23 protein-coding genes are annotated in these 25,925 nt (G+C 46.7%); 14 read left to right on the top strand and 9 right to left on the bottom strand.

The window, feature by feature from the left end; all coding sequences use genetic code 11:
• Nucleotides 1-65: 65 nt before the first annotated feature.
• The 5 genes from B2U56_RS01605 to B2U56_RS01585 all read right to left on the bottom strand — a co-directional run bounded on the left by B2U56_RS01605 (nt 66) and on the right by B2U56_RS01585 (nt 5,434).
• Entirely contained in the window at nt 66-728 is a 663-nt protein-coding gene (locus B2U56_RS01605) for a methionine ABC transporter permease (protein WP_286951840.1), read from the bottom strand.
• A complete protein-coding gene (locus B2U56_RS01600) occupies nt 721-1,734 on the bottom strand; it encodes a methionine ABC transporter ATP-binding protein (RefSeq protein ID WP_286951839.1) in 1,014 nt (337 codons plus the stop codon). The genes B2U56_RS01605 and B2U56_RS01600 overlap by 8 nt, the downstream gene beginning before the upstream one ends.
• Before the next feature lie 329 nt (nt 1,735-2,063).
• Complete coding sequence (eda, locus tag B2U56_RS01595; RefSeq protein WP_286951837.1) at nt 2,064-3,020, bottom strand: bifunctional 4-hydroxy-2-oxoglutarate aldolase/2-dehydro-3-deoxy-phosphogluconate aldolase; 957 nt, start codon at nt 3,018-3,020, stop codon at nt 2,064-2,066.
• Nucleotides 3,004-4,335 (bottom strand): nickel-dependent lactate racemase, encoded by a 1,332-nt coding sequence (gene larA, locus B2U56_RS01590; protein WP_286951835.1) that lies wholly within the window; start codon nt 4,333-4,335, stop codon nt 3,004-3,006. The genes eda and larA overlap by 17 nt, the downstream gene beginning before the upstream one ends.
• 4 nt (nt 4,336-4,339) lie before the next feature.
• Complete coding sequence (locus tag B2U56_RS01585; RefSeq protein ID WP_286951833.1) at nt 4,340-5,434, bottom strand: Ldh family oxidoreductase; 1,095 nt, start codon at nt 5,432-5,434, stop codon at nt 4,340-4,342.
• Nucleotides 5,435-5,748: 314 nt separating this feature from the next.
• On the opposite strand from B2U56_RS01585, the gene B2U56_RS01580 reads away from it, so the two are divergent.
• From B2U56_RS01580 to B2U56_RS01530, 11 genes are all read left to right on the top strand, one after another.
• Nucleotides 5,749-6,960, top strand: a complete 1,212-nt coding sequence (locus B2U56_RS01580) for a hypothetical protein (RefSeq protein WP_286951831.1) — start codon at nt 5,749-5,751, stop codon at nt 6,958-6,960.
• Nucleotides 6,961-7,478: 518 nt separating this feature from the next.
• Nucleotides 7,479-8,402 carry an ABC transporter permease gene (locus B2U56_RS01575; RefSeq protein WP_013049039.1) on the top strand — a complete coding sequence of 308 codons (924 nt, stop codon included), beginning with the start codon at nt 7,479-7,481 and terminating at the stop codon, nt 8,400-8,402.
• Between the two features lie 14 nt (nt 8,403-8,416).
• Nucleotides 8,417-9,289 carry an ABC transporter permease gene (locus tag B2U56_RS01570; RefSeq protein WP_286951828.1) on the top strand — a complete coding sequence of 291 codons (873 nt, stop codon included), beginning with the start codon at nt 8,417-8,419 and terminating at the stop codon, nt 9,287-9,289.
• A gap of 11 nt (nt 9,290-9,300) precedes the next feature.
• A complete protein-coding gene (locus B2U56_RS01565) occupies nt 9,301-10,302 on the top strand; it encodes an ABC transporter ATP-binding protein (protein WP_013049037.1) in 1,002 nt (333 codons plus the stop codon).
• The gene (locus B2U56_RS01560) at nt 10,299-11,285 is read left to right on the top strand and encodes an ABC transporter ATP-binding protein (RefSeq protein WP_286951826.1); all 987 of its coding nucleotides are present in this window, start codon (nt 10,299-10,301) and stop codon (nt 11,283-11,285) included. The genes B2U56_RS01565 and B2U56_RS01560 overlap by 4 nt, the downstream gene beginning before the upstream one ends.
• Before the next feature lie 2 nt (nt 11,286-11,287).
• Nucleotides 11,288-11,935, top strand: coding sequence for a hypothetical protein (locus B2U56_RS01555; protein ID WP_286951825.1), 648 nt, complete (start codon nt 11,288-11,290; stop codon nt 11,933-11,935).
• 95 nt (nt 11,936-12,030) lie between these two features.
• Complete coding sequence (locus tag B2U56_RS01550; protein ID WP_286951824.1) at nt 12,031-13,560, top strand: ABC transporter substrate-binding protein; 1,530 nt, start codon at nt 12,031-12,033, stop codon at nt 13,558-13,560.
• A 162-nt stretch (nt 13,561-13,722) separates the two neighbouring features.
• A complete protein-coding gene (locus B2U56_RS01545; RefSeq protein WP_286951823.1) occupies nt 13,723-14,817 on the top strand; it encodes a M24 family metallopeptidase in 1,095 nt (364 codons plus the stop codon).
• A 63-nt stretch (nt 14,818-14,880) separates the two neighbouring features.
• Nucleotides 14,881-16,071 carry a M20 metallopeptidase family protein gene (locus B2U56_RS01540; RefSeq protein WP_286951821.1) on the top strand — a complete coding sequence of 397 codons (1,191 nt, stop codon included), beginning with the start codon at nt 14,881-14,883 and terminating at the stop codon, nt 16,069-16,071.
• 59 nt (nt 16,072-16,130) lie between these two features.
• Nucleotides 16,131-17,129 (top strand): uroporphyrinogen decarboxylase family protein, encoded by a 999-nt coding sequence (locus B2U56_RS01535; RefSeq protein ID WP_286951819.1) that lies wholly within the window; start codon nt 16,131-16,133, stop codon nt 17,127-17,129.
• A gap of 177 nt (nt 17,130-17,306) precedes the next feature.
• On the top strand, nt 17,307-17,996 hold the full coding sequence (locus B2U56_RS01530) for a GntR family transcriptional regulator (protein WP_013049030.1): 690 nt from the start codon (nt 17,307-17,309) through the stop codon (nt 17,994-17,996).
• Nucleotides 17,997-18,077: 81 nt separating this feature from the next.
• Here B2U56_RS01530 and B2U56_RS01525 read toward each other — a convergent pair whose 3' ends face one another.
• Nucleotides 18,078-18,920 (bottom strand): M55 family metallopeptidase, encoded by an 843-nt coding sequence (locus B2U56_RS01525; RefSeq protein ID WP_286951815.1) that lies wholly within the window; start codon nt 18,918-18,920, stop codon nt 18,078-18,080.
• A 103-nt stretch (nt 18,921-19,023) separates the two neighbouring features.
• On the opposite strand from B2U56_RS01525, the gene B2U56_RS01520 reads away from it, so the two are divergent.
• On the top strand, nt 19,024-20,067 hold the full coding sequence (locus tag B2U56_RS01520; protein ID WP_286951813.1) for a P1 family peptidase: 1,044 nt from the start codon (nt 19,024-19,026) through the stop codon (nt 20,065-20,067).
• Here B2U56_RS01520 and B2U56_RS01515 read toward each other — a convergent pair.
• On the bottom strand, nt 20,060-21,502 hold the full coding sequence (locus B2U56_RS01515) for a leucyl aminopeptidase family protein (RefSeq protein WP_286951812.1): 1,443 nt from the start codon (nt 21,500-21,502) through the stop codon (nt 20,060-20,062). The two genes, B2U56_RS01520 and B2U56_RS01515, sit on opposite strands and share 8 nt — an antisense overlap.
• Nucleotides 21,503-21,628: 126 nt before the next feature.
• Between B2U56_RS01515 and B2U56_RS01510 the strand changes: the two genes are divergently transcribed.
• Nucleotides 21,629-22,681 (top strand): dipeptidase, encoded by a 1,053-nt coding sequence (locus B2U56_RS01510; protein WP_286951810.1) that lies wholly within the window; start codon nt 21,629-21,631, stop codon nt 22,679-22,681.
• 77 nt (nt 22,682-22,758) lie between these two features.
• Here B2U56_RS01510 and gyrB read toward each other — a convergent pair whose 3' ends face one another.
• Together gyrB and B2U56_RS01500 are read right to left on the bottom strand one after the other, a co-directional pair.
• Nucleotides 22,759-24,663, bottom strand: coding sequence for a DNA topoisomerase (ATP-hydrolyzing) subunit B (gyrB, locus tag B2U56_RS01505; RefSeq protein ID WP_286951808.1), 1,905 nt, complete (start codon nt 24,661-24,663; stop codon nt 22,759-22,761).
• Nucleotides 24,647-24,883 carry a hypothetical protein gene (locus B2U56_RS01500; RefSeq protein WP_286951806.1) on the bottom strand — a complete coding sequence of 79 codons (237 nt, stop codon included), beginning with the start codon at nt 24,881-24,883 and terminating at the stop codon, nt 24,647-24,649. The genes gyrB and B2U56_RS01500 overlap by 17 nt, the downstream gene beginning before the upstream one ends.
• Before the next feature lie 138 nt (nt 24,884-25,021).
• Between B2U56_RS01500 and B2U56_RS01495 the strand changes: the two genes are divergently transcribed.
• Nucleotides 25,022-25,921, top strand: a complete 900-nt coding sequence (locus tag B2U56_RS01495) for a YitT family protein (RefSeq protein WP_286951804.1) — start codon at nt 25,022-25,024, stop codon at nt 25,919-25,921.
• Nucleotides 25,922-25,925 lie beyond the last annotated feature (4 nt).

The following is a 25,925-nucleotide window of genomic DNA, read 5'->3' as shown; positions in this document are numbered from 1 at the left end:
TTTTCATTCCTCCAGTTCATATTTCTGTGCAATGTAGCTTGTTTTTTCTGCGCGCAGTGTGCTGATCAGCGATTACGGGCGACATAGAGAGCTGTTTTGTTCCCGATGACCTGAATTACTTGAACCAGCACGATAATAACGATGACAGCCGCTATAAGAACGTCTGTCTGAAAGCGGTGAAAACCGTAGCGAATGGCCAGGTCGCCCAGTCCGCCGCCTCCAATAGCACCGGCCATGGCCGAATAGCCGATGATATTGATAACGGTTAAGGTTCCTCCAAGAATAAGAGAAGGGAGTGCTTCTGGTACCATAACTTTTAAAATAATGTCCTTTGGGTGGGTTCCCATAGACACGGCTGCTTCGATAAGCCCTTTTTCCACTTCCTTTAAGGCGCTTTCTACAACTCGTCCCACAAAGGGAGCGGCTCCAATAGAGAGGGGAACAATAGAGGCAGTGGTGCCGATAGTAGTTCCCACAATCAGGCGCGAGAAGGGGAAGAGAACGATCATGAGAATAATAAAGGGGAAAGAGCGGCAAACATTTACAATGCCGTCGAGAATTCTGTATATCGCTTCGTTCTCAATCAATCCGCCCTTTTCTGTTACAACAAGGGCAATTCCTATGGGGAATCCGAGCAGCGTTGCAAAAAGGGTTGAGAACATGACCATATAGATCGTTTCGAGGGTTGGAGCTGCCAGAAGATTTATAAGTGCAACCAATTTATCCATTCCAAACCACATCCACTTCTACGTTTTTGGATCTAATAAAGGAAAGGGCCGTGCTGATCTCTGCGGGGCTGCCTTTTAGCTGAACCGTGAGATTGCCAATGCGGCTGCTATGCAGGTGGTCGATTTCTCCAGAAAGAATATTGATCTCAGCGCCACTTTTTTTAATGGCCTGGGATATGACGGGCTGTTCTGCCATTTCACCATTGAAGGCAAAGATTGCTACAGGCTTGCCTTTTTCCTGAGGGAGGTTTTCAAAATCATAGGTTGTCCTTGGGAGATGGCATAAAAACTCTCGAGCCGTTTTTGACTGGGGTTTCATAAAAACATCCTTTACAGCTCCCAGTTCTACAACCTGTCCGTGTTCTAAGACGGCGACTCGATGACAAATTTGGCGAATAACTCCCATTTCGTGGGTGACAAGAACAATAGTAATGCCGAGATTCCGGTTAATTTCATCGAGAAGGGCCAAAATTGACTGAGTCGTTTTAGGGTCAAGGGCACTGGTGGCTTCATCGCAAAGAAGCAGGCTGGGGTTGTTGGCCAAGGCCCGGGCAATTCCAACTCTCTGTTTTTGCCCACCACTTAGCTGGGAAGGGTAGCTTTGAGCCTTGTCTGAAAGATCCACGAGATCGAGTACCTCCGTTACTCTTTTAGAAATGGCGTCCGTTTCCCATTTTTCTATCTCTAGAGGAAAGGAGACATTTTGAAAAACAGTACGGGATGTAAGAAGATTAAAGTGTTGGAAGATCATGCCTACGCGTCGGCGCAGCTTTCTAAGCTCAGGTGTAGAAAGCTGCGTAATGTCAGTATCCCCAATGCATATGGAGCCAGAACTGGGTTCTTCCAGTCGGTTGAGAGTGCGGAGCAATGTGGATTTCCCGGCTCCACTCAAGCCAATGATTCCAAAGATCTCTCCTGATAGAATGTTAATACTAATGTTTCGTAGCGCTTCAAAATCGCCCCCCTCACAAGGGTAGGACTTATAGAGGTTCTGGATGCTGATCATATACTTCATCTCCTGATATAAAGCTAATCTTAAGATGACAACAAAAAAAGCCGGAGCCCTCTGTAAGAAGGCCCCGGCCTGAAAGTCAATGGACGACAGCACTAAGCTGCGTCGACCACGTCAGGAGGGCCGCCGCACATGCACATCATCATGCTGTTCTGAACCATAATTGCGATTGTTCTGCTGTTACTTTGCATGGTGGCTCCTCCCTTCCTTAATTGTGGTACGCAAATTGTTGCATATGATATCTGAAATTTACACGCCTGTCAAATAACGTGTCAGTTATTTGTCATCAGAAAGTGTTGCGAAACAGTTATAAAGAAGACCTTTTACTCTACCAAATGGATAGCAAAACCAGAGATTTCAAGGTCAAGATAAGCCACCTTGAGCTTGCCGTCTTTTCTCTTTTCTGTTTCAGGAAGGGTCTTTACGCCAAAAGTCTTCAGATAGGCTACCGCTCTTTCCACACTGTTTGTTTTAATGGCAATGTGTCCCTTGCTGCCAAGATAGGGGGACTTCATGATCTCGAAAGACTTCCCAGCGAAAACAGAGCTGTTGCCATTTTTCACAGGCATATTGAAGAGTTTTTCAAATATCTGGGCACACTGTAAAGCTTCTTCCTCAGAGTTTTCATTGATGCCTATATGTATCAGAGAAAAATTGTGCATCGTAAATACTGCTTCCCGTACAAGTGTGACGATTTGGTTAAAGGCGCCAGCCGCTACGAGATCGCTTTTTACCATCCAGCTGCCGCCACAGGCGTGAACCATGGGCAATGTTAGATAGGTGTTGAGGTTTTCTGCATTGATGCCTCCTGTGGGAATAAATTTAACGTCTTTGTATGGCCCAGCCATAGCTTTGAGCATAGAGACTCCACCAGATGCTTCTGCCGGAAAGAACTTAAGCACAGAAAGCCCCCGTTCAAGCCCCATTTCAACTTGAGATGGAGAATTGACGCCTGGCGTAATAGGTATCTTATGCTCAATGCAGTAGTCCACTATTGTAGGATTAAAACCAGGAGAGACAATAAACTTTGCCCCGGCATCTACTGCTTTTTTGACCTGATCAACTGTAAGTATGGTTCCAGCTCCAACAAGAAGGTCAGAGAGGTGGGAAGTAAGTTGTTCTATAGATTCTTCTGCGGCATCTGTGCGGAAGGTTACTTCTGCTACAGGAAGGCCTCCTTTGATGAGGGCCTCACCCAGGGGAAGGGCATCTTCTGACCTGTCGAGTTTTATAACAGGTACGAGACCGCATCTTCCAATAGTGTTAAGGACAGTACTCATAAGTATCCTCTTCTTTCTTTTGTTTTTCATTCTTAATCATTGAATTGAGTAGAGGCAATATGTCTCCTCCATTTTTTAATACCACGACCTGAGCGTCAGAACCTTTAAGCTCAAAGGCCATTTCTAATGCTTTCTGAGGGGTGGAAGCCCAAAGGAGCCCCAGTTTTTCTGTGGTTTCCTTATCGATTCCGCGAGAAACAAGTATCCCCCTCCCCTTGTCACGAACGATGCGCCCTACATGGGAAATGTGGGCGGCCAGCGTAAGATCGTCAATTTCTTTCTCATCAACCATTTGTTTAATTTCTTTGAAGGGAAGATACCCGATTTCAGTGAGTTCCGGATGTCCCTGTGCTACACCATCGGGGCAAGGTGTAACAAGGATTAAAATTCCGTCTTTTTTTAATGCTAAATCTCCGGAATAGATGCCTTTTGCCGCTTGCCAGAGTTCAGCATCAGCCGGGAAAGACTCTGCAATAACTATGTCTCCCAAACATGGTAGTGGAGCCCCATAAATTTCTTTCGAGGCCGAGCACCCCTCCTTGTGGGCTTCTATTGGATCACCGGCAACGCAGCGATAGACCTCTTCGTTTCCGTCCATTACTACGTTAACGATATATTTCAAACCCGCAGCCAGCCCTACGGCGTTCATTTCCCTGCGGACAGGGGTGTCGATCTTTCCTATAAAATCTTCGCCGTCGTAAAGGGCGCTTACCCAGTGGGTTTGCCCCGTGGTAATTCCGCCTGACACACCTGGCTGGACAATTTTTGCTCCCCCTGAAAAGCCAACCACCCGATGGGGGGTGATGTGCCCTATCCCTATAACAAAATCTGCTTCGAGAAGGGCTTTATTCACCCATATTTCTGTCCCGTTTTCTGTGGGACGAAGTTCTATAAGCTGATCAGGGTCGTCCCAGGCATGTTGCAGGATTGTGAAATTCTGAAGAATCTGTGAACCGAACTTTTTCTCCAGTTCCTCTTCTGTCATTGGGCGATGGGTTCCAAGGGCAACCATAATAGAAATATTCTTGGATTGGATTCCCGCTTTTTTAAGCCGTTTAATGACTTCCGGAATAATAATATGTGCTGGAGTGTTACGTGTGTTGTCATCTGCAAGGATCAGTATCTTCTGTTCAGCTTTTACACATTCTTCTAGCCGAGGAGCCCCTATTGGAGAATCTAAACCTCGATTGATGGCATCCATATCGTCTGCAAAGGGTTTCGGAGGACAAGCGGGACTTAATATAGCCACAAGATTTTCTTCAGGGATAGAAATACCCTCAAAATCAGGATAAGTGAAGGAAACTGAAATGTTCATGCCCTCACCGTTCTTCTAAAGAAGCAAAATTGAAGTCTCTAGCGAGGCCGTTGAGCATAGACCATGTGGCCTCGTCTATCTCCACTCCTTTTTCTAGGGCGATTTTTCGGCGGGCAGCTTCTTTTTGGCCGTGGGTATATACTTGGGATTCCCCATGAAGAGGAGCGCTGTTTCGAAGGGCGCGAAGAATATCTCCCACATAGGTTCTTATGGGTGCTGGATCTCCAAACAGATCGAGACGGAATGCGGAGAAGAAGTGGCATACATTAGCGTCAGGAGTCTGGAAAACGTCGCGTGTCCAGCTGCCCATGGAAAGGGGAGCACATAGGAGTTCTACCAAAAGCCCCATCCCGTACCCTTTATGTCCTCCCATTTCTTCGCCGGAACCGCCAAGAAATACTTGACCTCCAAGTTCCCGTGTAGGATCAGCCAGAAGGTCTGTTGCGGCTTGTGCATCAGAGATGGGTTCTCCTTCTTCATCTATTATCCAGCCTTCAGGAAGATCTTTACCCCGGCGTTTATAGACACCCAGTTTCCCACGAGCTGCTGTTGTTGTTGCCATATCAAGAAGGAAAGGCTCTTCTTCATCTGTGGGTATAGAAACTGCTATGGGGTTTGTTCCAAGCATTCGCTGACGGCCCAGGGCTGGCACTGCGCATCGGATGGTATTGGTATAAGCACTCCCAACGAACCCTTCACTTGAAGCCATTTCGGCCCAAAGACCTGCCATTCCGAAATGATTAGAGTTACGAACAGAAACGTAACAAGTACCATTTTTGCGGGTTTTTTCAAGACAAATTTTCATAGCAAATTGAGAAATATGGGATCCAATACCATAGTGTCCGTCAATAACGGCTGATATAGGGGTTTCGAAAACAATCTCAGGGTCTGCCAGAGGCTTTACATGGCCGCTTTCCAATTCGTTTTTGTAGACCTTGAGGCGGGTTACACCATGAGAAGCAACTCCTCGTGCGTCTGCTTCTACAAGTACTTTAGCTGTAATTTCAGCTTTGTTTCTCGGGTATCCTATCCTCTGCAGCACATCGGCAGAGAAGTTAATCAGCGCTTGATAATCAACACGTTTATACAGGGAAGACATAGGGGTGACACCTCTTCTTTCTATAAATATAGAGCTTCATTATTTATGCTGAAATTTTAGATCCGATACTAGTTATATAAGAGAATAAAGGGGGAGAAGTCAAGGAAAGTTATCCGTTAGGCGGAATATCGGTTCGTATTATGGTGCCAGGTCTTGAAACTGTACACTAATGCACAGTTTCAAGACCTGGCACCATTTTGGGGAGATTTTTAATGTTGTTTTTCCAATATTCGAATAAGATAGCATTGTCCTCTTTTAGTGTAAGAGAGTCTTTCTTTTTTCTAGCGATGTTGCTGGAGGAGGGGGGTAACGAGGTGTCTTTATTTAATGCGTTGGAACTCCTTCGTTTTTTTGAAAAAGAAGGGATTAAGGCCTGGATTGTAGGGGGGGCAGTTCGTGATTATCTTTTAGGACAGTCTGTTTCAGATGTGGATTTAGCAGTTTCTGGCGGAGAAAAGGAGATCCAGAGAGTTTTCCCAGGGGCGGTTATTGTAGGAAAAGCTCAGAAGCAAACGGCGGTCATATCTTTCAATAGGGAGGCTTTTGACGTGTTTCCTCTGAGAAACAAGCCTGTTGAGGAGGATTTGGCACGGCGAGATTTTACAGTAAATGCCATGGCACTTGACAGTAAGGGCCATATTTACGATCCCTTTGATGGTTTTTCAGACTTAAGAAAAGGGATTCTCCGGTTTAATGGTAATCCCCTGCATCGCCTAAAGGATGATCCCATACGTGCCCTTCGTTTATGCCGTTTTGCTTCTACTCATGGATTAAGGATCGATGGTGATTCCTCACTTGCCGTTGAAAATTTTGCTTCTCATATTACGGGCGTATCTCAAGAGCGTATAGGCCATGAAGTTGCGAGGGCATTTGATGGCGACGGTTTTCTTTTTTTCCGATTTGTAAGAAGCCATGGCTTAATGGCTGTTTTCTTTCCCTTTCTTGAAAAGCTCTGGGGGCAGCGTCTGGAGGCCGGAAGTATTTATGAGGGAGACTGTCTTCTCCATTCCTTCCTCTCGCTCCAGTCTGCCCAGGAACAGAGGAGAGACAAGTCTGTTCAGGTGGCCGCCTTATTTCAGCATTTGAATTATGATTTTGTAAATGAATTGCTTCTGAGTTGGTCGTGGCCTTCTGTCAGCAGAGAAGAAATTGTTGCTCTCATTAAGAATCTTCCTTTTTTTCTTGAGCCTCTTCCCTTGGACAGAGCAATAGCTGTATACGATTCTTTGGGAGAAGATATAATAAGAAAACTTTTTGACCTTTCCCATGCGTTCTTATCGTCTTCGGGAAAGCCTACAGATGTATGGCGAGAAAATCTGTTGACGTACAATCGTGTTGTGTTGAGGCTTAAATGTATTGATTTTCTCCCAGATGGGAAAGAATTGAAACGAGTGCTGGGGCTTGAAGAAGGACCTTTGGTGGGGTTGCTAAAAACAGGGTTGCGCCAGGCAGCTGCCAAAGGTGAAATAGAGAGTAGAGAAGATGTTAATAAGTGGTTATGGGAAAATGCTCCGGATAAGGCGTAGCCTCCATGGTATTCTGACCTATAGGAGCTCATCAAAAAAAGAAGTGTAGATTGACTAGCATAAAATTTGGTGGTAATCTTCTGGTGGTCGACCGGTCGACCTTCAGAAGATTACCTTTTTTATATGCTAGACATTAGAAAACCACGGTGTGTTAAAGACAGATTGCGACAAGTTCTATCAAAAAAATCGAAGATTGCTTCTATCACAAGTGAACTTTGAAAAATTAGTAGCCGAACATCATGTAGTTTGTTTCGTTGGTTCCCTGCCCCATGTAAAGGGGTTCTAGTTGAATTCTTTTTAGCCTTCCTTATGTAGTTTGCCTATCGTTTTATAAAACCCGTTTCGCCCAAGGAGATATCTCCTTTACGAATAGGAAGGTTTTTATATGATCGTGTTGATTTTCACAAAACGCTCTCGCGGAGGGCTTATAAGACTGCTTCGCCAGCAGATAAAGTTATAGAGAAAAAATGTAATTTCTTCCTAGACGAAAATTATATTTTGTAAGGAGGGGAGCGCCTTTGCTTAAGTATGTGATTCGAAGGATTTTATTGCTTGTTCCAGTTATTTTAAGCGTTATGGTTATTCTCTTTACTATCCTTTACTTTACCCCGGGTGATCCGGCCAGGATTGCTCTTGGCCAGGAGGTAACCGCAGAGACCATCGCGGCCTTCAATGCAGAGCATGGGCTGGACGCGCCCTACGTGGTCCAGTTAGGTCGTTATATTTATAATGCCGTATTCCATGCTGACCTTGGCTATTCCTATGTTATGAAAAGCTCAGTTTCTTCTGAGCTGGCTTCGCGTATTCCTGTAACAATGAAACTAGCCTTCTGGGCAGTTGCCTTCAGCACCCTGGTGGGGATTCCCTTGGGAGTGATCTGTGCTATACGCCAGTATTCCCTTCTCGATAGTCTTACAACGCTGTTGACCCTTTTAGGGGTTTCAATGCCTACTTTTTGGACAGGGCTTCTTTTCATTCTGGCCTTTTCAGTGCACCTCGGATGGCTTCCTTCCATGGGGTTCAGCACTGTTAGCGAAATGGTTCTTCCAATTATTACCCTTTCTGGTTCGGCTGTTGCGATTATTGCCAGAATAACCCGTTCCAGCATGCTGGAAGTCATACACTCTGATTACATTCGTACAGCTCAAGCAAAGGGGCAGAAACAGAGCGTGGTAATTTTCCGCCATGCTTTGCCCAATGCCATGATCCCGATCCTCACCATCATCAGTATGCAATTCGGCATGCTTCTAGGCGGATCGATTATTACAGAAGCGATTTTTTCCATCTCTGGCGTAGGAAGGCTCATGCTGGAGGCCATCAACATGCGAGATTACCCTATTATTCAGGGCGGGGTGCTATTTATTTCCGTTGCCTTCTGCCTGATCAATCTTGCTGTGGACATTCTTTACGCTTTTGTTGATCCTCGGATCCATGTGAGATAGAGGGGAGAATTGCAATGTCGTCATCAAAAAGCAACTCTATGAAAAACAACACAATGTGGAGATATACTTTTATTCGGTTGCGCAGAAATTATCTTGCAATGATTGGGCTTGCTGTTCTTTTGGTGCTTATATTCATGGCCATATTCGCAGAACAAATTGCACCTTACGGATATGCCGATCAGGATTACATGATGATCCGCAAGCCTCCCTCCGCGGAACATTTTCTTGGAACAGATGAGTTTGGCCGGGATGTTTTTAGCCGGTTGATATATGGTTCCAGAATTTCGCTGCAGGTTGGACTGATAGCGGTTTCCATCTCTTTAATTGCAGGCGGCGCCATAGGCGCGATAGCTGGTTATTTTGGAGGGAGAATAGACAACGTCTTAATGCGCATAATGGACGTTCAGCTTGCGATCCCCACCATACTATTGGCGATTGTAATCTCATCAGCCCTTGGGCCAGGCCTGTTCAACCTTATGGTAGCTGTGGGAATTACGTCTATACCAAGGTTTGCTCGTCTCATGAGAGCGTCGGTGCTTTCAATAAAGGGCATGGAATATATTGAAGCCGCAAGAGCCATGGGGGCTAGCCACTTCCGCATTATTATGATGTATATTTTGCCAAACTGCATGGCTCCCCTTATTGTTCAATCGACCCTTAGCGTTGCAAATGCCATACTTTTCGCGGCAACTCTAAGTTTCCTTGGTCTGGGGATTCAGCCTCCATACCCTGAATGGGGCGGAATGCTTTCGACAGCTCGTCCGTATTTGAGGAACAGCGCCTATCTAAGCATCTTCCCCGGTTTGGCGATAATGGTCACTATTGTTGCTTTGAACTGCATAGGCGATGGGCTGCGCGATGCTCTTGATCCTAAACAGAAACGGTAAGGAGGATAAGAATGGGCGATAAGAACAACATTCCTTTACTGGATATTCGCAATCTTTCCGTACGTTTTAACACAGACTCCGGAATAGTGCATGCAGTGAACAATTTAAATCTTTCTCTTCGTAGAGGAAAGGCCCTTGGGTTTGTGGGTGAAACTGGAGCAGGTAAAACAACAACAGCCCTTGCCGTACTCCAGCTGATTCAGTCCCCTCCGGGAGAGATTACCAATGGCGAGATATTTTTTGATGGCCAAGACGTCATGAAGATGACAGAGGCTGAGAAAAGGGATATTCGAGGAAGCAAGATTGCCATGATTTTCCAGGATCCCATGACTTCTCTCAATCCTATTATGACAGTGGAAGAGCAGATTATGGAAATGATCTCACTTCACTCTGACTTTAAGGGAGAAGCGGTGCGGAAACGGGCTCATGAGATGTTGGCTCTTGTGGGAATTCGCCCGGAGAGGGGAAAGGAATACCCTCATCAGTTTTCCGGAGGCATGCGCCAGCGGGTGGGGATCGCCATCGCCCTTGCCTGTGAACCAACCCTTCTGATCGCCGATGAGCCTACGACAGCTCTGGATGTGACTATTCAGGCCCAGGTTCTTGATCTGATAAAGAATCTTCAGAAAATCGTCAATACTTCTTTGCTGCTCATTACTCATGACCTTGGCATCGTGGCGGAAATCTGCGACGAGGTGGCCATTATGTATGCGGGGCGTCTGGTGGAATACTCTGATATTCGACAGCTTTATAGCAAGCCCATGCATCCATATACGCAAGGACTTTTTAATGCCGTACCCAAACTAGATAGCGAGCCAGGTGGAAAGCTCGCCGTTATATCTGGGCTCATGCCGGATCCTACGGATTTGCCCAAAGGATGCCGGTTTTCTCCCCGTTGCCCCTATGCCCAGGATATTTGCCATGAAAAGGCGTGCGGGATGAAAGAGTATGAGCCAAATCATTTTGTGGATTGTTTCTTCCCCTTGGGGATGAATGGGGGGACAAGGCAATGACAAAGCAAATACAGACGTCCGAAACTCTTCTTGACATAAGGAATTTGAAAAAATATTTCAATGTTAGCAAAGGACTTTTACATGCCGTTGACGATATAACCCTTACCATAAATAAAGGCCAGACCCTTGGTTTGGTGGGTGAGTCAGGGTGTGGAAAGTCTACTCTTGGACGGGTTGTTATCGGTCTAATCGAAGCCACTGGCGGCGAAGTTCTCTTCAAGGGGCAGGACGCTCTGAAATTCAATAATGCTCAGAAAAGAGAGTTTCACAAGCAGGCCCAGATAGTATTTCAGGATCCTTTTTCTTCACTGAATCCCAGGATGTCGGTTTCACAGCTTATTGCGGAACCCTTGCTGATCAATAAGGCATGCGGCAGCCGAAAAGAAGTTGACAATAAGGTGAAGGAGCTTATGGATACTGTCGGTCTGGCCGAACGTCTCACAACATCGTTTCCTCACGAACTTGACGGGGGGCGTCGTCAGCGTATCGGTGTAGCTCGTGCCCTTGCCCTTGACCCGGAGTTTATCGTTCTTGACGAGCCGGTATCGGCCCTTGATGTCTGTATCCAGGCTCAAATACTGAATTTGCTGGGAGACCTTAAAAAGGAGCGAGGTTATACTTACCTCTTTATTTCCCATAACCTCAGCGTGGTGCGATATGTCTCAGATGAAGTGGCAGTCATGTATTTGGGGCAGGTGGTGGAGAAGGCGGGCAATACTATCCTTTTCAAGGATCCCCTTCACCCTTATACCCAGGCGCTGCTTTCGGCGGTTCCCGTTATTGACCTGGATGGGAAAAAGGACAGGATCCTCCTTGAGGGAGACGTTCCCAGTCCCATCAATCCGTTGCCAGGGTGCAGGTTTGCGCCCCGGTGCGCATATCGACAGGAGATTTGTATGAACGAGACCCCGAAACTTACAGAAATTGATCCCGGTCATTTCGTTTCCTGTCATTTTGCCAGAAATTTAAAAAATAACAGTTGACAATGACAAGGAAGCCACAGCAACAGGGTTCTGCTGAAAGTAGCGAAACGCTCAGATGGTTTGCAGGGGTTCCCATTGGAACAAATCTCCTTATCCTGATGGATCTGGGGATGGTTTTGGCAATCCTATGGGCAGGATCATTTGTATTTTTGATCTTTTTGCAACTGTTGTTTGGCAAAACGTTGAATCGAATCCAGATCAGTGCTGCAGTCGGCTTCGCCAGTTTTCTCGCCCTTTTTATAATTGGGGCATTTCTGGTTATCAGTTTTCTGATCTTTCAAAATCGTTATGTAGCCTTGTTTCGCTTTGATAGCGAGGGCGTTTTTTGCGAAAGCATAAGAAAGGGCCCGGGTTCGTTTAGAGAAAGCATGCATTGGCGTCCTTTTCCTATTGAGCCAGTTCTGAATGCCGCAAAAAGTGTAACAAGAATGGTTCCCTGGGGGCGCATACATGCTCTCGAACCGGCGGCTGGTCTTCAAGTGATATTCCTTAAGGGGACGAAAAAAACCCTTATGCGGATCTATTGCCCCGACCAGAACACCTTTGAACAGGCTCTCGCCTTTGGGCGTGCGAGGCTATTTGATCGTTTCCGCGGAGGAGGCAATTCTTCCGCGTCCATTGATGACGAAGGCGCTGACAAGTTTGATTGATATCTCCCAGTAAAAAGAAGGCTGGGTAGTGTTCAATGTGGTAATTCTTTTATTTAAAGGCATCACACATATCTTCGTATAAGGAGTGACGGAAAGTGAAAGGAAAATTTTGTTTACGGTTATTGTTAGCAGTAGCGGTATTAACGTTAATCGCAACAACTGGTTTCGCCGCAGTGATGGAAACATTCACACTCGGCCTTCCCGGGGATGCCAAGAGCCTTGATCCCCATCAGGCGACGGACACCATGTCCTTTGCCGTTGCCAAGCATATCAATGAGCCTTTGGTAACAGTGGATGGAAAAACAAAGCAGCTTGTGCCCGTTCTTGCCGAACGCTGGGAAGTCCTGGACGACCACACGTACAAATTCTATCTTAAAAAAGGTGTGAAGTTCCATAATGGTGAAGAGTTCACTGCCGAGGACGTCGTTTTCTCTTTGACTCGTGCCGCTTCCCCTGATTCTGTGCACGCTGGGTCCAAAGGCAAAAAGATTGACACAGAAGGCTTCGAGATCATTGATAAGCACACTGTCATCGTGAGGACCGTTGGTCCCGTAGGCGGATGGCTTGAGTCGATGAAACACCCCTATGCGAGTATCTTCAATAAGAAGGCTGTTGAAGAGGGCGGTGCCGACTACTTCAGAAACCCTGTGGGGACCGGCCCCTTCAAATTCAAGAGCTGGGTCAAGGGTGAGCGCATTGAACTCACTGCCTTTGAAGACTACCACGGAAAGAAGCCCGGCTTCAAAAACTTTAACATTCTTGTCCTGCCAGATGACAGCAGCAGAGTGATCGCCCTTGAAACCGGCAAAGTTGACATGATCTATGCTGTTCCTCCAAGTGAGTATCAGCGTCTGAACGAATCTGAAAAAGTTAGGGTTGTTGCGTCCCCGGGCCTTCGACTTCAATATCTTGGCATGAACACAGATAAGAAGCCTCTTGATGATCCAAGGGTGCGTCTTGCCATAGAGTATGCCATTAATAAAGAAGCCTATTGCGCAGTTGTATACCAGAACAACGCAGTACAGCCTGATGGTCCGCTGGTGCCCGCGAGCACCTTCACCCCTGCGAACGCTGCGCCTTATCCCTTTGATCCCGCCAAGGCCAAGGCTCTTCTTGCTGAGGCTGGATATCCTGACGGGCTGACCCTTGATTTCTGGACAAGCAACTTCCAAGACAGAGTAAACGGAGCCACAGTCATTCAGTCCATGCTTGCCCAGGTGGGAATCAAAACGAACATTCAGATCTTTGAAGCAGGGGCATTCAATACGAAAATGAACGGTAACGAGCATGCCCTGTACGTAGGCCAGTGGGGAATGCAGACGAGCCGTAACGCCGGAGATTACTGGCTGACTCTTTTCCATGCCGGCAGCATCGGTTCTGCAAACTGGGCCCGTCTGAATGATCCAGATATGAACGCTCTTCTTGAAAAGGTCAACACAACCGTTGATGAAGCCGATCGAGTTGTACTTCTTCAGAATGTATGGGATGGATTGAACGAGCTTCATCCAATCGTTCCCCTTGCCGTACCAAGCGAGCTTTACGGTGTAAGAAGAGACCTTGTTGGAGTTGAAGATCTCGCCGATGGCCAGATCAACTATTTGGGCAACCTTTCTTTGAAAGACTAAGCGAACTCACAGGTTCTTACTGGCCCCGTCCCAGAGAAGAGATATTCTCAAGGACGGGGCTGCCGTGGTTATAACGCAGGCTGCCCAATACCCATGCCGCTGATACATAATTCATTCCAGAACTTCGCTAGCGCCGAATTTTTGGATAAGGGGGAGGAATCTATGCTACATAAAGAGCGTTTTCAAAAATTGGTTGAAATACTGAATGAGCAAAAACTTGATGCAGTTTTTCTTGCCCCATCTTCCGACCTGAAGTATATAACCGGCCTTGATTTTCGGTCTGATTCCCGCTTGAAAGGCGCATTAATTTCCAAAGAAGGAGAAAGTTTCTTCCTCTGCCCGTCTCTTCATAGGGATGATGTAGAGAGTGTCAGGGAAGAAATGCACATATTGGAGTGGAATGACGTTGACTGGTTTCAGGGTGCTTTCAGACGGGGGCTTCAGCTTGTAGGGCTGGACGGACATCTGAGAATCGCATTTACGAGGGGCATTGAAGCTGGTGACATGATTGAAGCAGTAGAGGGACTTAATGTACAGTGTGTCAATGGTTTTTCCCTTCTTTCTCCCATGCGTTCCATAAAAAGCAAAGAAGAGTTAGAGCTCATGAGAAGAGCGTCAGCTATGAACGATAAGATGATGGAATCCCTTGCAGTTTATCTTCGTCCGGGTCTCTATGAAGACGAAATCATAAAATTTATTATGAACTTCCACGAATCTCATGGCGGAAAGCCGCGAGTCCCTGGTGTTGCTACGGGAGTCAACAGCTCAAAGCCCCATTATGGAAGGGACAATAACCGTGCCATTGAGGAGAATGACATTGTGCTGGTGGATTGTGGCGGATGGTATGATGGCTACAGCCATGATATGACGAGGACCTTTTTCGTAGGAGCCCCCACAGAAGAGCAGCGGAAAGTATATGAAATAGTTCTTGAGGCTCAGCTGGCGGCAGAGGAAAAGGTGGCAGTCGGCGCGATTCCAAGCGAAATAGACAAGACCGCCCGGGACATCATAACAGAATACGGCTATGGGGATTCTTTTAACCATCGATTGGGACATGGTATAGGCATGGACGGACATGAAGCTCCCTATATTTCCCAGGGCAACCATGTTCCCCTGGTAGAAGGAAATTGCTTCAGCATTGAGCCCGGTATCTATCTTAAAGGCAAGTTCGGGGTTCGTATTGAAGACCTGGTCATGCTGACAGAGTCAGGCCGTGAAATCATAAACCATTATCCAAAACATCTTCAGGTTTTGTAATTAGGCAGCGCAAAGAGGGCCTTGCCATATGAGGAAACACAGTATTTTTAGAAAGGCGGGGTAGTGTTGATTTCAGAAATACTTCAAAAAACCCTCGATATAAAAGAGTATATAGTCGATGTAAAACGCAAAATCCATAAACATCCCGAGCTGGGGATGGAGGAATATGAAACTACGGCATTTGTAAAATCTGAGCTGTCGACCATGGGAATAGAGATGATCCCCCTTGAAAAAAACGTGGGAGTGCTTGGGATCATAAAGGGAGAAAAATCTGGTGGAGAGATCGTTACAGCTCTTCGCGCCGACATGGATGCCCTTCCAATTCAGGAAACAGCTGATGTGCCAGATAAATCTGTTGTTCCGGGCGTTATGCATGCCTGCGGTCATGATTGCCATACGGCAATGCTGATGGGAGCTGCCAAAGTGCTGGTATCCCTGAAAGGACATTTTTCAGGAACGGTGAAGCTTCTCTTTCAGCCAGCAGAAGAAAATCTTGGTGGAGCGAAGTATATGATCGAGCAGGGCGTTCTGGAGAATCCCAAGGTGGACCATATTCTGGGCCTCCACGGGCACCCATCCTATGATGTGGGAGAAATAGCCCTTAGAGGAGGGCCTGCCATGGCCTCTTCTGATTTCTTCACTGTTAAGATAACTGGAAAAAGCGCTCATGGTGCCTATCCTCACCGAATTGGCTGCGATCCTATTCTGGCAGCTTCGAATTCTGTGATGGCAATCCAGAGCATCATTACCCGGCAGATAGATGCCATAGACAGCGTCGTGATCTCTGTGTGTGAGATCCATGGAGGAACGGCAAAGAACATTATCCCCGAAGCAGTAGAATTTTCCGGGTCTGTCCGCTGTCAGAGCGCAGAGACGAGAAACTCCATAGAAAAGCGTATTTTAGACGTCGTTCAAAATATAGCTTCTACTTACAAATGTAAGGCAGAGCTTGATTACCATTATGGTGTTCCGCCATTGGCAAACTCCCCCAGGGTTACAGAGATAGTTCGTGGAAGCGCGGAAAAAGTGGTGGGATCAGATAGGGTGAAACACATTGATATTCCTGCCATGGGTTCTGAGGATTTTTCCAGATATCTCGAAATCGTTCCAGAGGGGGTTTTCGCCCGCCTGGGAATAAGGAAACCGAATGAGTCTGATCCTGTTTACCATAACGGCAATTTTGTCTTTCCGGAAGAAGCTCTTCCTTACGGGGCTGCTCTTTTTGTACAGTTTGTGCTTGATATGAACCAGTAAGGTGAAAATTCTTTATTTGCAGATTCTAAATTTTAATTTAATGCAGGAGGTTTTATAGAATGCCAATGACACACAGGCAGCGCATTGAAAGTACGCTTGCTTTCAAGGAAACAGATAGACTTCCTTATAGTATGTGGATGCATTTTCCCAACAGGGATCGCCATCCTCGACGTCTGGCTGAGCTCAGCCTTACCTATCAGAAGAAGTATGATTTGGATTTCATTAAGTTCATGCCTTTTGGAATGTACTCCACCATTGACTACGGGATGGATCTTAATGTTTTTCCTGGTTTTGTAGATGCCCCTGTGGCGCAAAAGCCCGTGATCGAAAAGGTTTCTGATTGGGACAACATTCGTTATGTTTCAGGAACTGCCGGTGAATATGCCATAGTTCTGGAAGCCCAGCGCATCCTTTTCGAAATGATGGACGAAAAAATTCCCTTTTTACAGACGGTTTTCAGCCCCATGACAACTGCTGTCAAGTTGAGCAGCCCACAGCTTTTGGTAAAGCATATTGCTGAAGATCCCCAAAGGGTCAGGAAAGCTCTTGAAATCATTACGGCGACAACTATTGAGTTTGTAAAAGCTACAGTTGCTCTTGGAACTGACGGCCTTTTCTTCGCCACTCAAATGTCCACAAAGGATCTTATCGATGATGAAACCCATGATGCCTTCGTAAAAAAATATGACTTAGAGGTATTGAATGGCGTTAAGAATTCCACCTGGTTTAATGTTTTGCATCTCCACGGTGCGAACGCTATGATTCGGGAGGTACAGGATTATCCCGTTCAGGCTCTTAGCTGGCACGACCGGGACGATGGTCCCTCCATGGAGGAAGTTCGTGGTTATAGCGACAAGGTCTTTGTTGGAGGACTGAGCTGGGGTGAAAAATGGCTTAGCAAAAATAATGAAGAAGTGGTCGCGGAAGTTCGAGAAGTAGCTGGTCGTAGCGATGGAAAAGGAGTAATTTTGGGACCAGGCTGCGTTATAGATCCTTCTACACCGGAAGAGCGCCTTGAACTGGTATATAGAACAGTGCTTGAAACTGTCAGGCAATAGAAGTCGATGTTACTGTAAGGTCTATTTTCTCGAAATTTAAGGCTGTGTTTAAAAAGATATTTCTGATAAGGCGACAGGACTTGTCCGCTGTCTGGGATGGTTTCTAGGGGCAGGCGGGCAAGTCTGTCATGCTGCGGATCTATCCTTTTCTGGCCAAATAAAATGGAGGAAGGGATCATGGTAAAAGAGAAGAACAGTCTTTCCAATGCAGGGAAACCGCTAAAAGGCCTTGTCATTTCCCATATCAGGGATAAGATCTTTAAAAACAGGACCTTGTGTTGCGGCGATCAAGTAAGCGAGAGAGAGCTTTCACGAATATTGGGGATAAGCAGAGCGCCGATTCGTGAAGCTTTGAAGGAGCTGGAAGAGCAAGGGTTGATCGTTTCTGTTAAATACAGAGGATGGTTTGTTGCTGACTTTCGTGAACAGGAATTTTTCGAAATCAACAAATTGCGCACCCTCCTTGAACATAGCCTTTTCGAATCTATAATTGCCCTTGGAGGGCCTAGCGACGAAGAGTTAGACCGGGCAGAGGCCCTGAATAAAGAATTGCGAATGATAATGGAGAGCTCTCTTCAGGGTGATGAGAAAGGTTTTGAATTTGCCGAAAAGGAAATGGCCTTTCATATGCATCTTCATTCACTGGCAAAAGATGACTGCTACTGGACCAAAAAGATGCTTAGAAACCTTTCCTACCAGATTGGATGTTCTTTTCACAGGTGGCTTTATAAAGAATGGCAGATGAAAGCCAGTGTGGAAAGCCACGAAAGGCTTATCCAGTGTCTGAGAAAAAAAGACGTTGATAATTTGTATGAACTGCTATTCCAGAGACTAGGAAAGGAGCCCATCGTCACACCAGAGAACTAAAGTGCTAAAAATGAGTGCTCGCGGCAGAGTGTCAGTTCTATAGGAAGCCGGACAATCTGAATTGAAACGAAAAAAGTATGGTTAAAGTCTGACAGACTCTGCCAGGGATGTTGCCGCACTTATCCATCGCCTCATTTCTTCCATGGATTCACCTTTCATCATCACAGTTCGTCCATCAATGCGATTGACTCCCGGAATATAGGATACTTCGTCACATTGGCGAGTATGTTTAAATGTAAGTTCGAGGGAGTAGGGCAAAGAGATCTTCAGAACAGGGGCCTTGCGGGCACGAATGGACGATACGGCTTCTTTAGCCGCATTTTTTAAAAGAGGATATGTTTCGCAGGGGGGCAAGAGAGTGCCGCAGCTATTCGATCGCCCTTCCTTTACAGTACAGATTGTAATATCTTCACCAAGAAGCCTCTGAGCTTCCCTACAAACGGCTTTATCCCCCGTAACGAGGGCTACAGGAATGTTCTTTTCTGCGCAGACAGCGGCGTTGAGCCCTGTTTCTCCCACAGGTGTGCCGTTGAGCTTGACATTGAAGACTGTGTTGACTGAAAGGGTGTGGTCTAGAATGGCGCCGGACGTTCCAGCCATAGCATGATACCCTACAAAGAAGATGCCATCGCAGCCCTCAGTTCCCTCAATCATGCCGAGGGCTTTAGGGCTTCCTGAAACAAGGCGGACTTTTTCTGGGAGTGAAGAAACGTCCACATTGATCATACGCTCATGAGAATCGTTTACAATGATTTCTGTAGCTCCTGCCTCCAGGGCTCCATCTATTACCGCTCGCAGGTCATGGAGCTGCATTTTGCACCCAAAAGCATATTCCACCGGGGCACTATCCTCTACATGAAGAGAGCTTACTATTCCAGTGGCGCCTTCCATATCTACACTGATATAGATTTTCAAAGAGATCACCTCTATAACAATATATTATAATGTCTGTTAATGATTATAAACGTGGTACCCATCTGGTGCGAGTACTACATTCGCCATTTTGCCTGGAAAGGGGAGGAAAGAGATGCTTGGTCAGAAGCGTATCTCCGATTATGGCATTCATGTAGGTCATATGAAACGGGGAGCCCTCAATTCCATTACAGACGTATCGGGAGTAAAGGTAGGGCACTGCACCCTTAGGGGAGAAGGCATAAACACAGGGGTTACAGCGGTGATACCCCATGGCGGGAATTTATTTAGAGAAAAGCTTTTTGCTGCGTGTCACATTATCAATGGTTTTGGGAAGTCAGTGGGACTCATTCAAATAGAGGAAATGGGCACTATCGAAACGCCAATTCTCCTCACCAATACATTAAATACCGGCACCGTCTCTGAAGCTCTCGTTCGTTATATGCTAAAAGATAACCGTGATATCGGCCGGGAAACCGGCACGGTGAATCCTGTGGTTTGCGAGTGTAACGATGGTTTTCTTAACGACATCCAGGGACTTCACGTACGGGAAGAACATGTACTGACAGCTATAGCCAACGCAAACAGGGAGTTTGAAGAAGGGGCTGCGGGGGCTGGATGCGGTATGTCCTGTTATCAATTGAAAGGGGGCATAGGTACTGCTTCCAGAATCATCCAGGTTGAGAGGGCGGCTTTTACCCTTGGCGTTCTTGTTCTTTCCAACTTTGGAGAAATGGGAGATTTGCTGGTGGATGGCCGTAAAGTAGGGCAGAAGATAGCCTCTATTGAACCGCCCCAGGAAGATCGGGGCTCTGTCATTGTTGTTATTGCCACAGATATCCCCATGACAGAACGGCAGCTGAAACGACTGTGCCGCCGTTCTTCCGTCGGGATTACACGAACAGGAACCTATATAGGAAATGGAAGCGGGGAAATAGCTTTAGCTTTTTCTACCGCCAATCGATTTTTTCACTATGAAACGGCCCCGGTCTGCGCTCTTGAGATGTTCAACGAAAATAATATGGACATGGTCTTCAGGGCTGTGGTGGAAGCCGCGGAAGAAGCGGTTCTCAACTCCATGATCTGCTCAGAGCCCACGAGAGGGCGAGACGGGAACATGCGTCATTCCCTGAAAGAGTACACGTCTTTTTTTATTTAAAGACAGGTTTCATAAGATATTCAAGACATGTTCTGAGAGAGAAGGCTGAAGCGCCAAAGGCATAGCAATCAAAATCCTTGTCGTAGTAATCTACAGAGGCGATATCCATATGGACCCAGGGGATTTGGGGATCAACGAATTCTCTTAAGAACATTCCGGCAGTTATGGCTCCGCCGCCTCGGCCGCCAGTGTTTGCCACATCGGCATTGGGTGTGTTTATTTGCTCCCTAAGTTTTTCATCATCCATAGTGAAGCGGTGAAATCTTTCTCCGGCCTTTTCTGCGGCTTCTAAAATATCCGCGCTCAAATCATCCCAGTCGGAAATCAGGGCGGCAGTATAGTTGCCTAAGGCTACAGTGGCTGCTCCTGTGAGAGTTGCCATGTCTATTATTCCATCGGGTTTGAGAGTGGAAGTGTAGGCCAGCATGTCGGCAAGGGTAACACGCCCCTCAGCATCGGTGTTCTTTATTTCGATAGTTTTGCCATTCATTGCTTTAATAATATCGTCAGGCCTATAGGCATTTCCGTCGGGCATGTTCTCTACTGCGCCAAAAAGTCCGTGTACTTCGTAAGGGCAGTTCAGTTCAGGCAGAATGTTCATTATGCCTAATAGGTTGCAGGCGCCGGACTTATCGCCCTTCATGGTCATAATGCCTTCACTTGTTTTAAGAGAAAGTCCCCCGCTATCAAAGGTGACACATTTCCCTACAAGGGCAATTTTCCCCAGGGGTGTTCCTTTTGGCCTGTACTCCATATGAACAAGTCGCGGGGGAGTCTTAGACCCTTTTCCAACATGCCAAAGAGCGTGAAGACCTTTTTCCTGAATCTCATGCTCATCAAATACGGTAATCTCCATGCCGTGACGTGTCGCTATCTCTTTAGCAAGGGAAGCCATAGTAAGGGGGGAAATAACGTTCCCAGGCTCATTCGCCAGATTGCGGGCGTAAACCTGAGCTTCTGCCGCAAGTCTTCCGTGGTTCATGGCCCTAGCGTCGCCATTGCAAAGACAAAAACGTTCACATTGAGCAGCCGGGGAAGGATCGGTGGTGCGATATTTGGTAAAGCGGTAATTTCCAAGAACTGCTCCTTCTGCTATGGCTCTGCTTACCCAGGCATCCGGCTTTTCCGGCAAGTCGAGAATGAAAGATGAGAGCTGCATAGCCGTTCCTTTTCTTACGAATTCTGCGGTCATGTTCCGGCAGAGGGAGTTTTGTGCCGATTTCTTATCAGGTTTTTTTCCTAACCCGATAACGGCAATCCACTGTTCAGGTTCTTTTACCTTTGGGACGAACTGAAGAAAGCCTTTTTTGCGCCACTGAGAGGCTAAATGGCTGTATGATGTTATCTCTTCAGGGAGATCCGTGTCTTCAAAAAGCATAAAACCTCGAACATGGGGCTGACCTTTGAAGAGTGATGGGTCATTGATTAATTGCATGACGCACCTCCATAATGAACATAATATAAACATACTATACAACAATGTTTGCGAGAGGGGCTATAATTTAAGGGAAAAACACTTCGCATCCCTAGCCATGTACCTATAAAAACGGAGGCATTATTTATGAACGATTGCCCAAAAAAAGATATGACTTTTTGTTTAAAGCAGGCAGAAAAACTCCATAAGCATAATTTTGTTGTGGATGCCCACTTCGATTTGCTTCCCCTTGTTTTGGCAAAACGACAGGAAGGAAAAACCCACGTGATAGAAAAAGACTATCTCCCCTCATTATGGGCGGGTGGTGTGGGGCTTGTTATTTCATCCCTTTTTATCCCAGATGAGTTTCTGCCAGAGATGGGCCTTCGCCGGGCCCTTGATCTTGTAAGCGCCCTTTATTCAGAAATCGAGGAGAGTCCTGGGCTTTTCTCTATTTGCCGCAATACAAAGGAGATCAAAGAGGCTCATAAAAAGGGTGAGCTCGCCATTCTTCTTTCTTTTGAGGGTCTTGAACCAATAGGGAACGACCTCTCCCTGTTGCGAGTCTTTTATGAGTTGGGGGTTCGTGGAGCAGGCCTTACGTGGAGTCGCAGAAATTATGCTGCTGACGGATGTTTTTTCAGCCCCGTCCAGGAAGGCAGAAAAGGCGGCCTGACAGATTTGGGGCTCAAAGTAGTGAGTAAGGCCGTAGACTTGGGAATGTACATTGATATCAGCCACCTCAACGATGAGGGAGTGGAAGATCTTTTTGCCTTTTACGAGGGGCCAGTCATGGCTTCCCACTCAAATTGCCGAAATCTCACTTTCACCATGCGCAATCTTCCTGATGCCTTTATACAAAGGCTTGCTTCCCGCGGAGGCGTTATGGGGATGAATGTGTGCAGTTCCTTTGTTGGAGACCCCGAAAAAAAACTTCTCAATGAAAAAGATCTCGCTGACCATGTTGACCATATTCGAAACCTTGTAGGGATAGAACATATAGGGCTTGGCTTTGACTTTTGCGATGAGATGAGGGATTTCTCAAAACCTGGCCCCCACCTTAACTATGATTGCATCAAAGGATATGGCCAATGTGTAGAATTTACGGCGGAGCTGCTGGCCCGCGGATACAGTGAAGAAGAGGTTGTAAAGATCATAGGTGGTAATTTCATGAGGTTTCTGGAAGAAACAATCCATTGAGGTGCAGCTGAATAAATAAAAACCAAGGGGCGCTCTGTTCAGAGCGCCCCTTTATTGACCATAATCATTTCATAATATTAGATGTCGAGGTTCCTTACCTCGTGAGCATGGGCAGCAATAAAATCGCGGCGGGGCTCAACCTTGTCGCCCATGAGAATACTGAAGTACTCATCCGCCAGCATTGCATCCTCAACTTCTATCCGCTTGAGGACCCTGTTCTGGGGATCCATGGTTGTTTCCCAGAGCTGGTCGGGGTTCATTTCGCCTAAACCCTTATATCTCTGCACTGAGGCTCTTCTTGAGTCAGGAGTGGAATCGACAATGTCCCGCAGTTCCTTCTCGCTATAACAGTAGGTGACATTCTTCCCCCGCTGTACGCGATACAGGGGAGGCTGGGCAAGATAGAGATGCCCTTTATCAATAAGGTCTTGCATGTAACGGTAGAAGAAGGTGAGCAAAAGCGTGCTGATGTGGGCTCCGTCAACGTCAGCGTCTGTCATGATAATTATTTTGTTGTAGCGTAGCTTGCTGTGGTCAAAATCTTCTCCTATGCCGCATCCCAGAGCCTGAATGATAGTTCTGATCTCGTTATTGCTCAGCACTTTATCAAAACGGGCTTTCTCTACGTTCAGTATCTTTCCCCGTAAAGGAAGGATGGCCTGGAAACCTCTGTCCCGTCCCTGTTTGGCACTGCCTCCAGCAGAATCTCCCTCAACGATGTACACTTCGCAGACGTGAGGATCTCTGCTTGAGCAGTCAGCCAGTTTGCCCGGAAGGTTCATTCCGGTCATGGCTGTCTTTCGCACCAGTTCTCTTGCTTTCTTTGCGGCATCCCTTGCCTGTCGGGCTCGAATAGCCTTTTCCACCACCGGCTTCAGAACTTCCTGATGTTCATCCAGATAAGCGAGGAGGCCCTCGTAGACGACAGAGTCCGTGACGCCCTTAATCTCGCTGTTCCCCAGCTTCGTTTTGGTCTGTCCTTCAAATTGGGGATTGGACAACTTAATAGAGAGAACGCAGGTCAACCCTTCTTTAAGGTCTTCGCCAGAAAGATTCTCGTCTTTTTCCCGAAGGATCTTGGCCCGACGGGCAACTTCGTTGACAGCGCGGGTCAAAGCAGTTCTAAAGCCTGCGACGTGGGTTCCGCCTTCAATAGTATGGATCATGTTGGCGAAAGCAAATATGCGCTCCAGGTAGCCGTCATTGTATTGAATTCCCATTTCGACAGAAGCGCCGTCTTTTTCACCGGCAATTACGATTGGTTCCGGAAAGAGAGGGCTCTTCCCCTTGTTCAGGTATTCTATAAAGGTTTTAATGCCGCCTTCGTAGTGGAATTCTACACATTTGCCAGAGCGGCGGTCTTCCAGAGTTATGGCAAGGCCTGGGTTTAAAAAAGCCATTTCCCTCAGACGGCCTGATAAAATATCTGATGAAAACCTTACTTCTTCGAAGATCGTTGTATCTGGATGGAACCTCACATATGTTCCTGTCTGGGTTGAAGGTTCACCCTCCGAAAGATCTGTAACGGGTACCCCCCGCTCAAAACGCTGAGTACGGGACAGACCATTCCTTTGAATAGTGATTTCGAGCCATTCTGAGAGGGCATTGACCACAGAAACTCCCACTCCATGCAGGCCGCCAGACACTTTGTAGGCCTGATTGTCGAATTTGCCCCCAGCATGAAGAATAGTAAGTACCACTTCAGAGGCAGGACGGCCGCTTGAAGGATGGGGTTCGGTGGGGATGCCTCGCCCGTTATCCGCTACTGAAACACTTTCATCCTCATAGATTACGACAGAGATTTTATCGCAATAGCCGGCAATGGCTTCGTCAATCGAGTTGTCGACGACTTCGTACACGAGATGATGAAGGCCTCTGGGCCCTGTGTCTCCAATGTACATTCCAGGGCGTTTCCGAACAGCTTGCAAGCCTTCGAGCACCTGAATATCTTTAGCCGTGTACTGTTTAGCCGATGTTGTCATATATGGAACCTCCTCCTTGGAGCTTTTGCTTAAATTCAGAAGCTTTACGCCTTGATTCTTTTACGAAAGAACGGTATCGTCTAGACAGGGTTTCTGGTTTAAAGCCGGTGGCGGTTACAGATCCGTCTTTCATGTAAATGGCCGTTTCGTCCCCGTGGCGAACAATGGCGACGATTCTTTCTGCGGAAATGATTCCCTGACCTTCCAGGGGTATGAACACGGCCTCACATCCTTTCTATTCTGTTGTTGCAACCCTATTATTATATCAAATATGGAAGTCTATTGCTTTTGCAAAGACTCTGCGTTACAGTGATTGCTCATTTCTAGAATAAATGAAAGAGTAAGGAGGATATGGTGATTGAAAGGCTTTTTTCAAGGATTTATAAAAGAATCTTTTTTTCGTTTAGTTTTTGGTATTCGTAAAGAGTGGCGGACCTTTCTTGCCGTTACGGCGGGAGATGTGCTTATAGCTTTTGCCATGGTGGTTTTTGTAATGCCAAATCGTTTCCCCGACCTCGGCGTAGCGGGACTTTCTGTTCTTTCCAACTACATATGGGGAATTTCTCCGGCATGGGTGCTTCTCACAGCTAACGGCGCCCTGATGGCCTGGGCATGGCGGGAACTATCCCCTCGTTTTGTCATTTGGACAGGCTACTCTGTTTCCCTTATTGCTTTTTTAGTTAAGGTCTTTGAGTTTATACCTCAGCTAAACTTGGAGGATAAGTTTATGGCGGCGGTTCTTGCAGGTGTTATCAAGGGATTCGGAACGGGTATTATCTTCAGAGCAGGTGGATCTACCGGCGGAATAGATATTCCGGGAATGGCGTTACGTAAGCGTTACGGAATTGAAATGGGGCAGTTTTCTATTTGTGTTAATACGTTAATACTGGGTCTTTCTGCCTTCATTGTTGGCATTCAGGCTTCAATCTATGGAGTAGCCGCGCTCTATGTTTACGGTATAGTGGTGGATAATACGTCCCGTTCTTTTGACCGGCGCAAGCAGGTGTTTATCATTACGAATTATCCCCATGAGATTTCTGAGTTCATCACGAAGGATCTTGGCAGGGGAGTTACGTTGCTCCAGGGAGAGGGCGGTTTCTCGGGGCAGGAGAGAACCGTGTTGCTGGCTCTGCTCGAGCCCCGGCAAATGGTAACATTGAAACACTTCCTGGCCGCAAAGGATCCCAAAGCCTTTATGTCTGTCAATGATGCATCAGAAGTTCTGGGCAAAGGATTCAAGAGCTGGGAAAACCTATAGCAGC

Origin of the sequence: Aminobacterium sp. UBA4987, assembly GCF_002396985.1 — a bacterium.
Lineage (GTDB): Bacteria > Synergistota > Synergistia > Synergistales > Aminobacteriaceae > Aminobacterium > Aminobacterium colombiense.
The sequence above is the reverse complement of the archived record's forward strand: the minus strand, read 5'-3'. Positions and strand labels throughout refer to the sequence as shown.

Excerpts from the sequence above, each read along its gene's own strand:
- B2U56_RS01605 (WP_286951840.1), bottom strand. The coding sequence starts at position 728 with ATGGATAAATTGGTTGCACTTATAAATCTTCTGGCAGCTCCAACCCTC.
- B2U56_RS01600 (WP_286951839.1), bottom strand. The coding sequence starts at position 1,734 with ATGATCAGCATCCAGAACCTCTATAAGTCCTACCCTTGTGAGGGGGGC.
- eda (WP_286951837.1), bottom strand. The coding sequence starts at position 3,020 with ATGAGTACTGTCCTTAACACTATTGGAAGATGCGGTCTCGTACCTGTT.
- larA (WP_286951835.1), bottom strand. The coding sequence starts at position 4,335 with ATGAACATTTCAGTTTCCTTCACTTATCCTGATTTTGAGGGTATTTCT.
- B2U56_RS01585 (WP_286951833.1), bottom strand. The coding sequence starts at position 5,434 with ATGTCTTCCCTGTATAAACGTGTTGATTATCAAGCGCTGATTAACTTC.
- B2U56_RS01570 (WP_286951828.1), top strand. The coding sequence starts at position 8,417 with ATGTCGTCATCAAAAAGCAACTCTATGAAAAACAACACAATGTGGAGA.
- B2U56_RS01565 (WP_013049037.1), top strand. The coding sequence starts at position 9,301 with ATGGGCGATAAGAACAACATTCCTTTACTGGATATTCGCAATCTTTCC.
- B2U56_RS01560 (WP_286951826.1), top strand. The coding sequence starts at position 10,299 with ATGACAAAGCAAATACAGACGTCCGAAACTCTTCTTGACATAAGGAAT.
- B2U56_RS01555 (WP_286951825.1), top strand. The coding sequence starts at position 11,288 with ATGACAAGGAAGCCACAGCAACAGGGTTCTGCTGAAAGTAGCGAAACG.
- B2U56_RS01545 (WP_286951823.1), top strand. The coding sequence starts at position 13,723 with ATGCTACATAAAGAGCGTTTTCAAAAATTGGTTGAAATACTGAATGAG.
- B2U56_RS01535 (WP_286951819.1), top strand. The coding sequence starts at position 16,131 with ATGCCAATGACACACAGGCAGCGCATTGAAAGTACGCTTGCTTTCAAG.
- B2U56_RS01530 (WP_013049030.1), top strand. The coding sequence starts at position 17,307 with ATGGTAAAAGAGAAGAACAGTCTTTCCAATGCAGGGAAACCGCTAAAA.
- B2U56_RS01520 (WP_286951813.1), top strand. The coding sequence starts at position 19,024 with ATGCTTGGTCAGAAGCGTATCTCCGATTATGGCATTCATGTAGGTCAT.
- B2U56_RS01515 (WP_286951812.1), bottom strand. The coding sequence starts at position 21,502 with ATGCAATTAATCAATGACCCATCACTCTTCAAAGGTCAGCCCCATGTT.
- B2U56_RS01510 (WP_286951810.1), top strand. The coding sequence starts at position 21,629 with ATGAACGATTGCCCAAAAAAAGATATGACTTTTTGTTTAAAGCAGGCA.
- gyrB (WP_286951808.1), bottom strand. The coding sequence starts at position 24,663 with ATGACAACATCGGCTAAACAGTACACGGCTAAAGATATTCAGGTGCTC.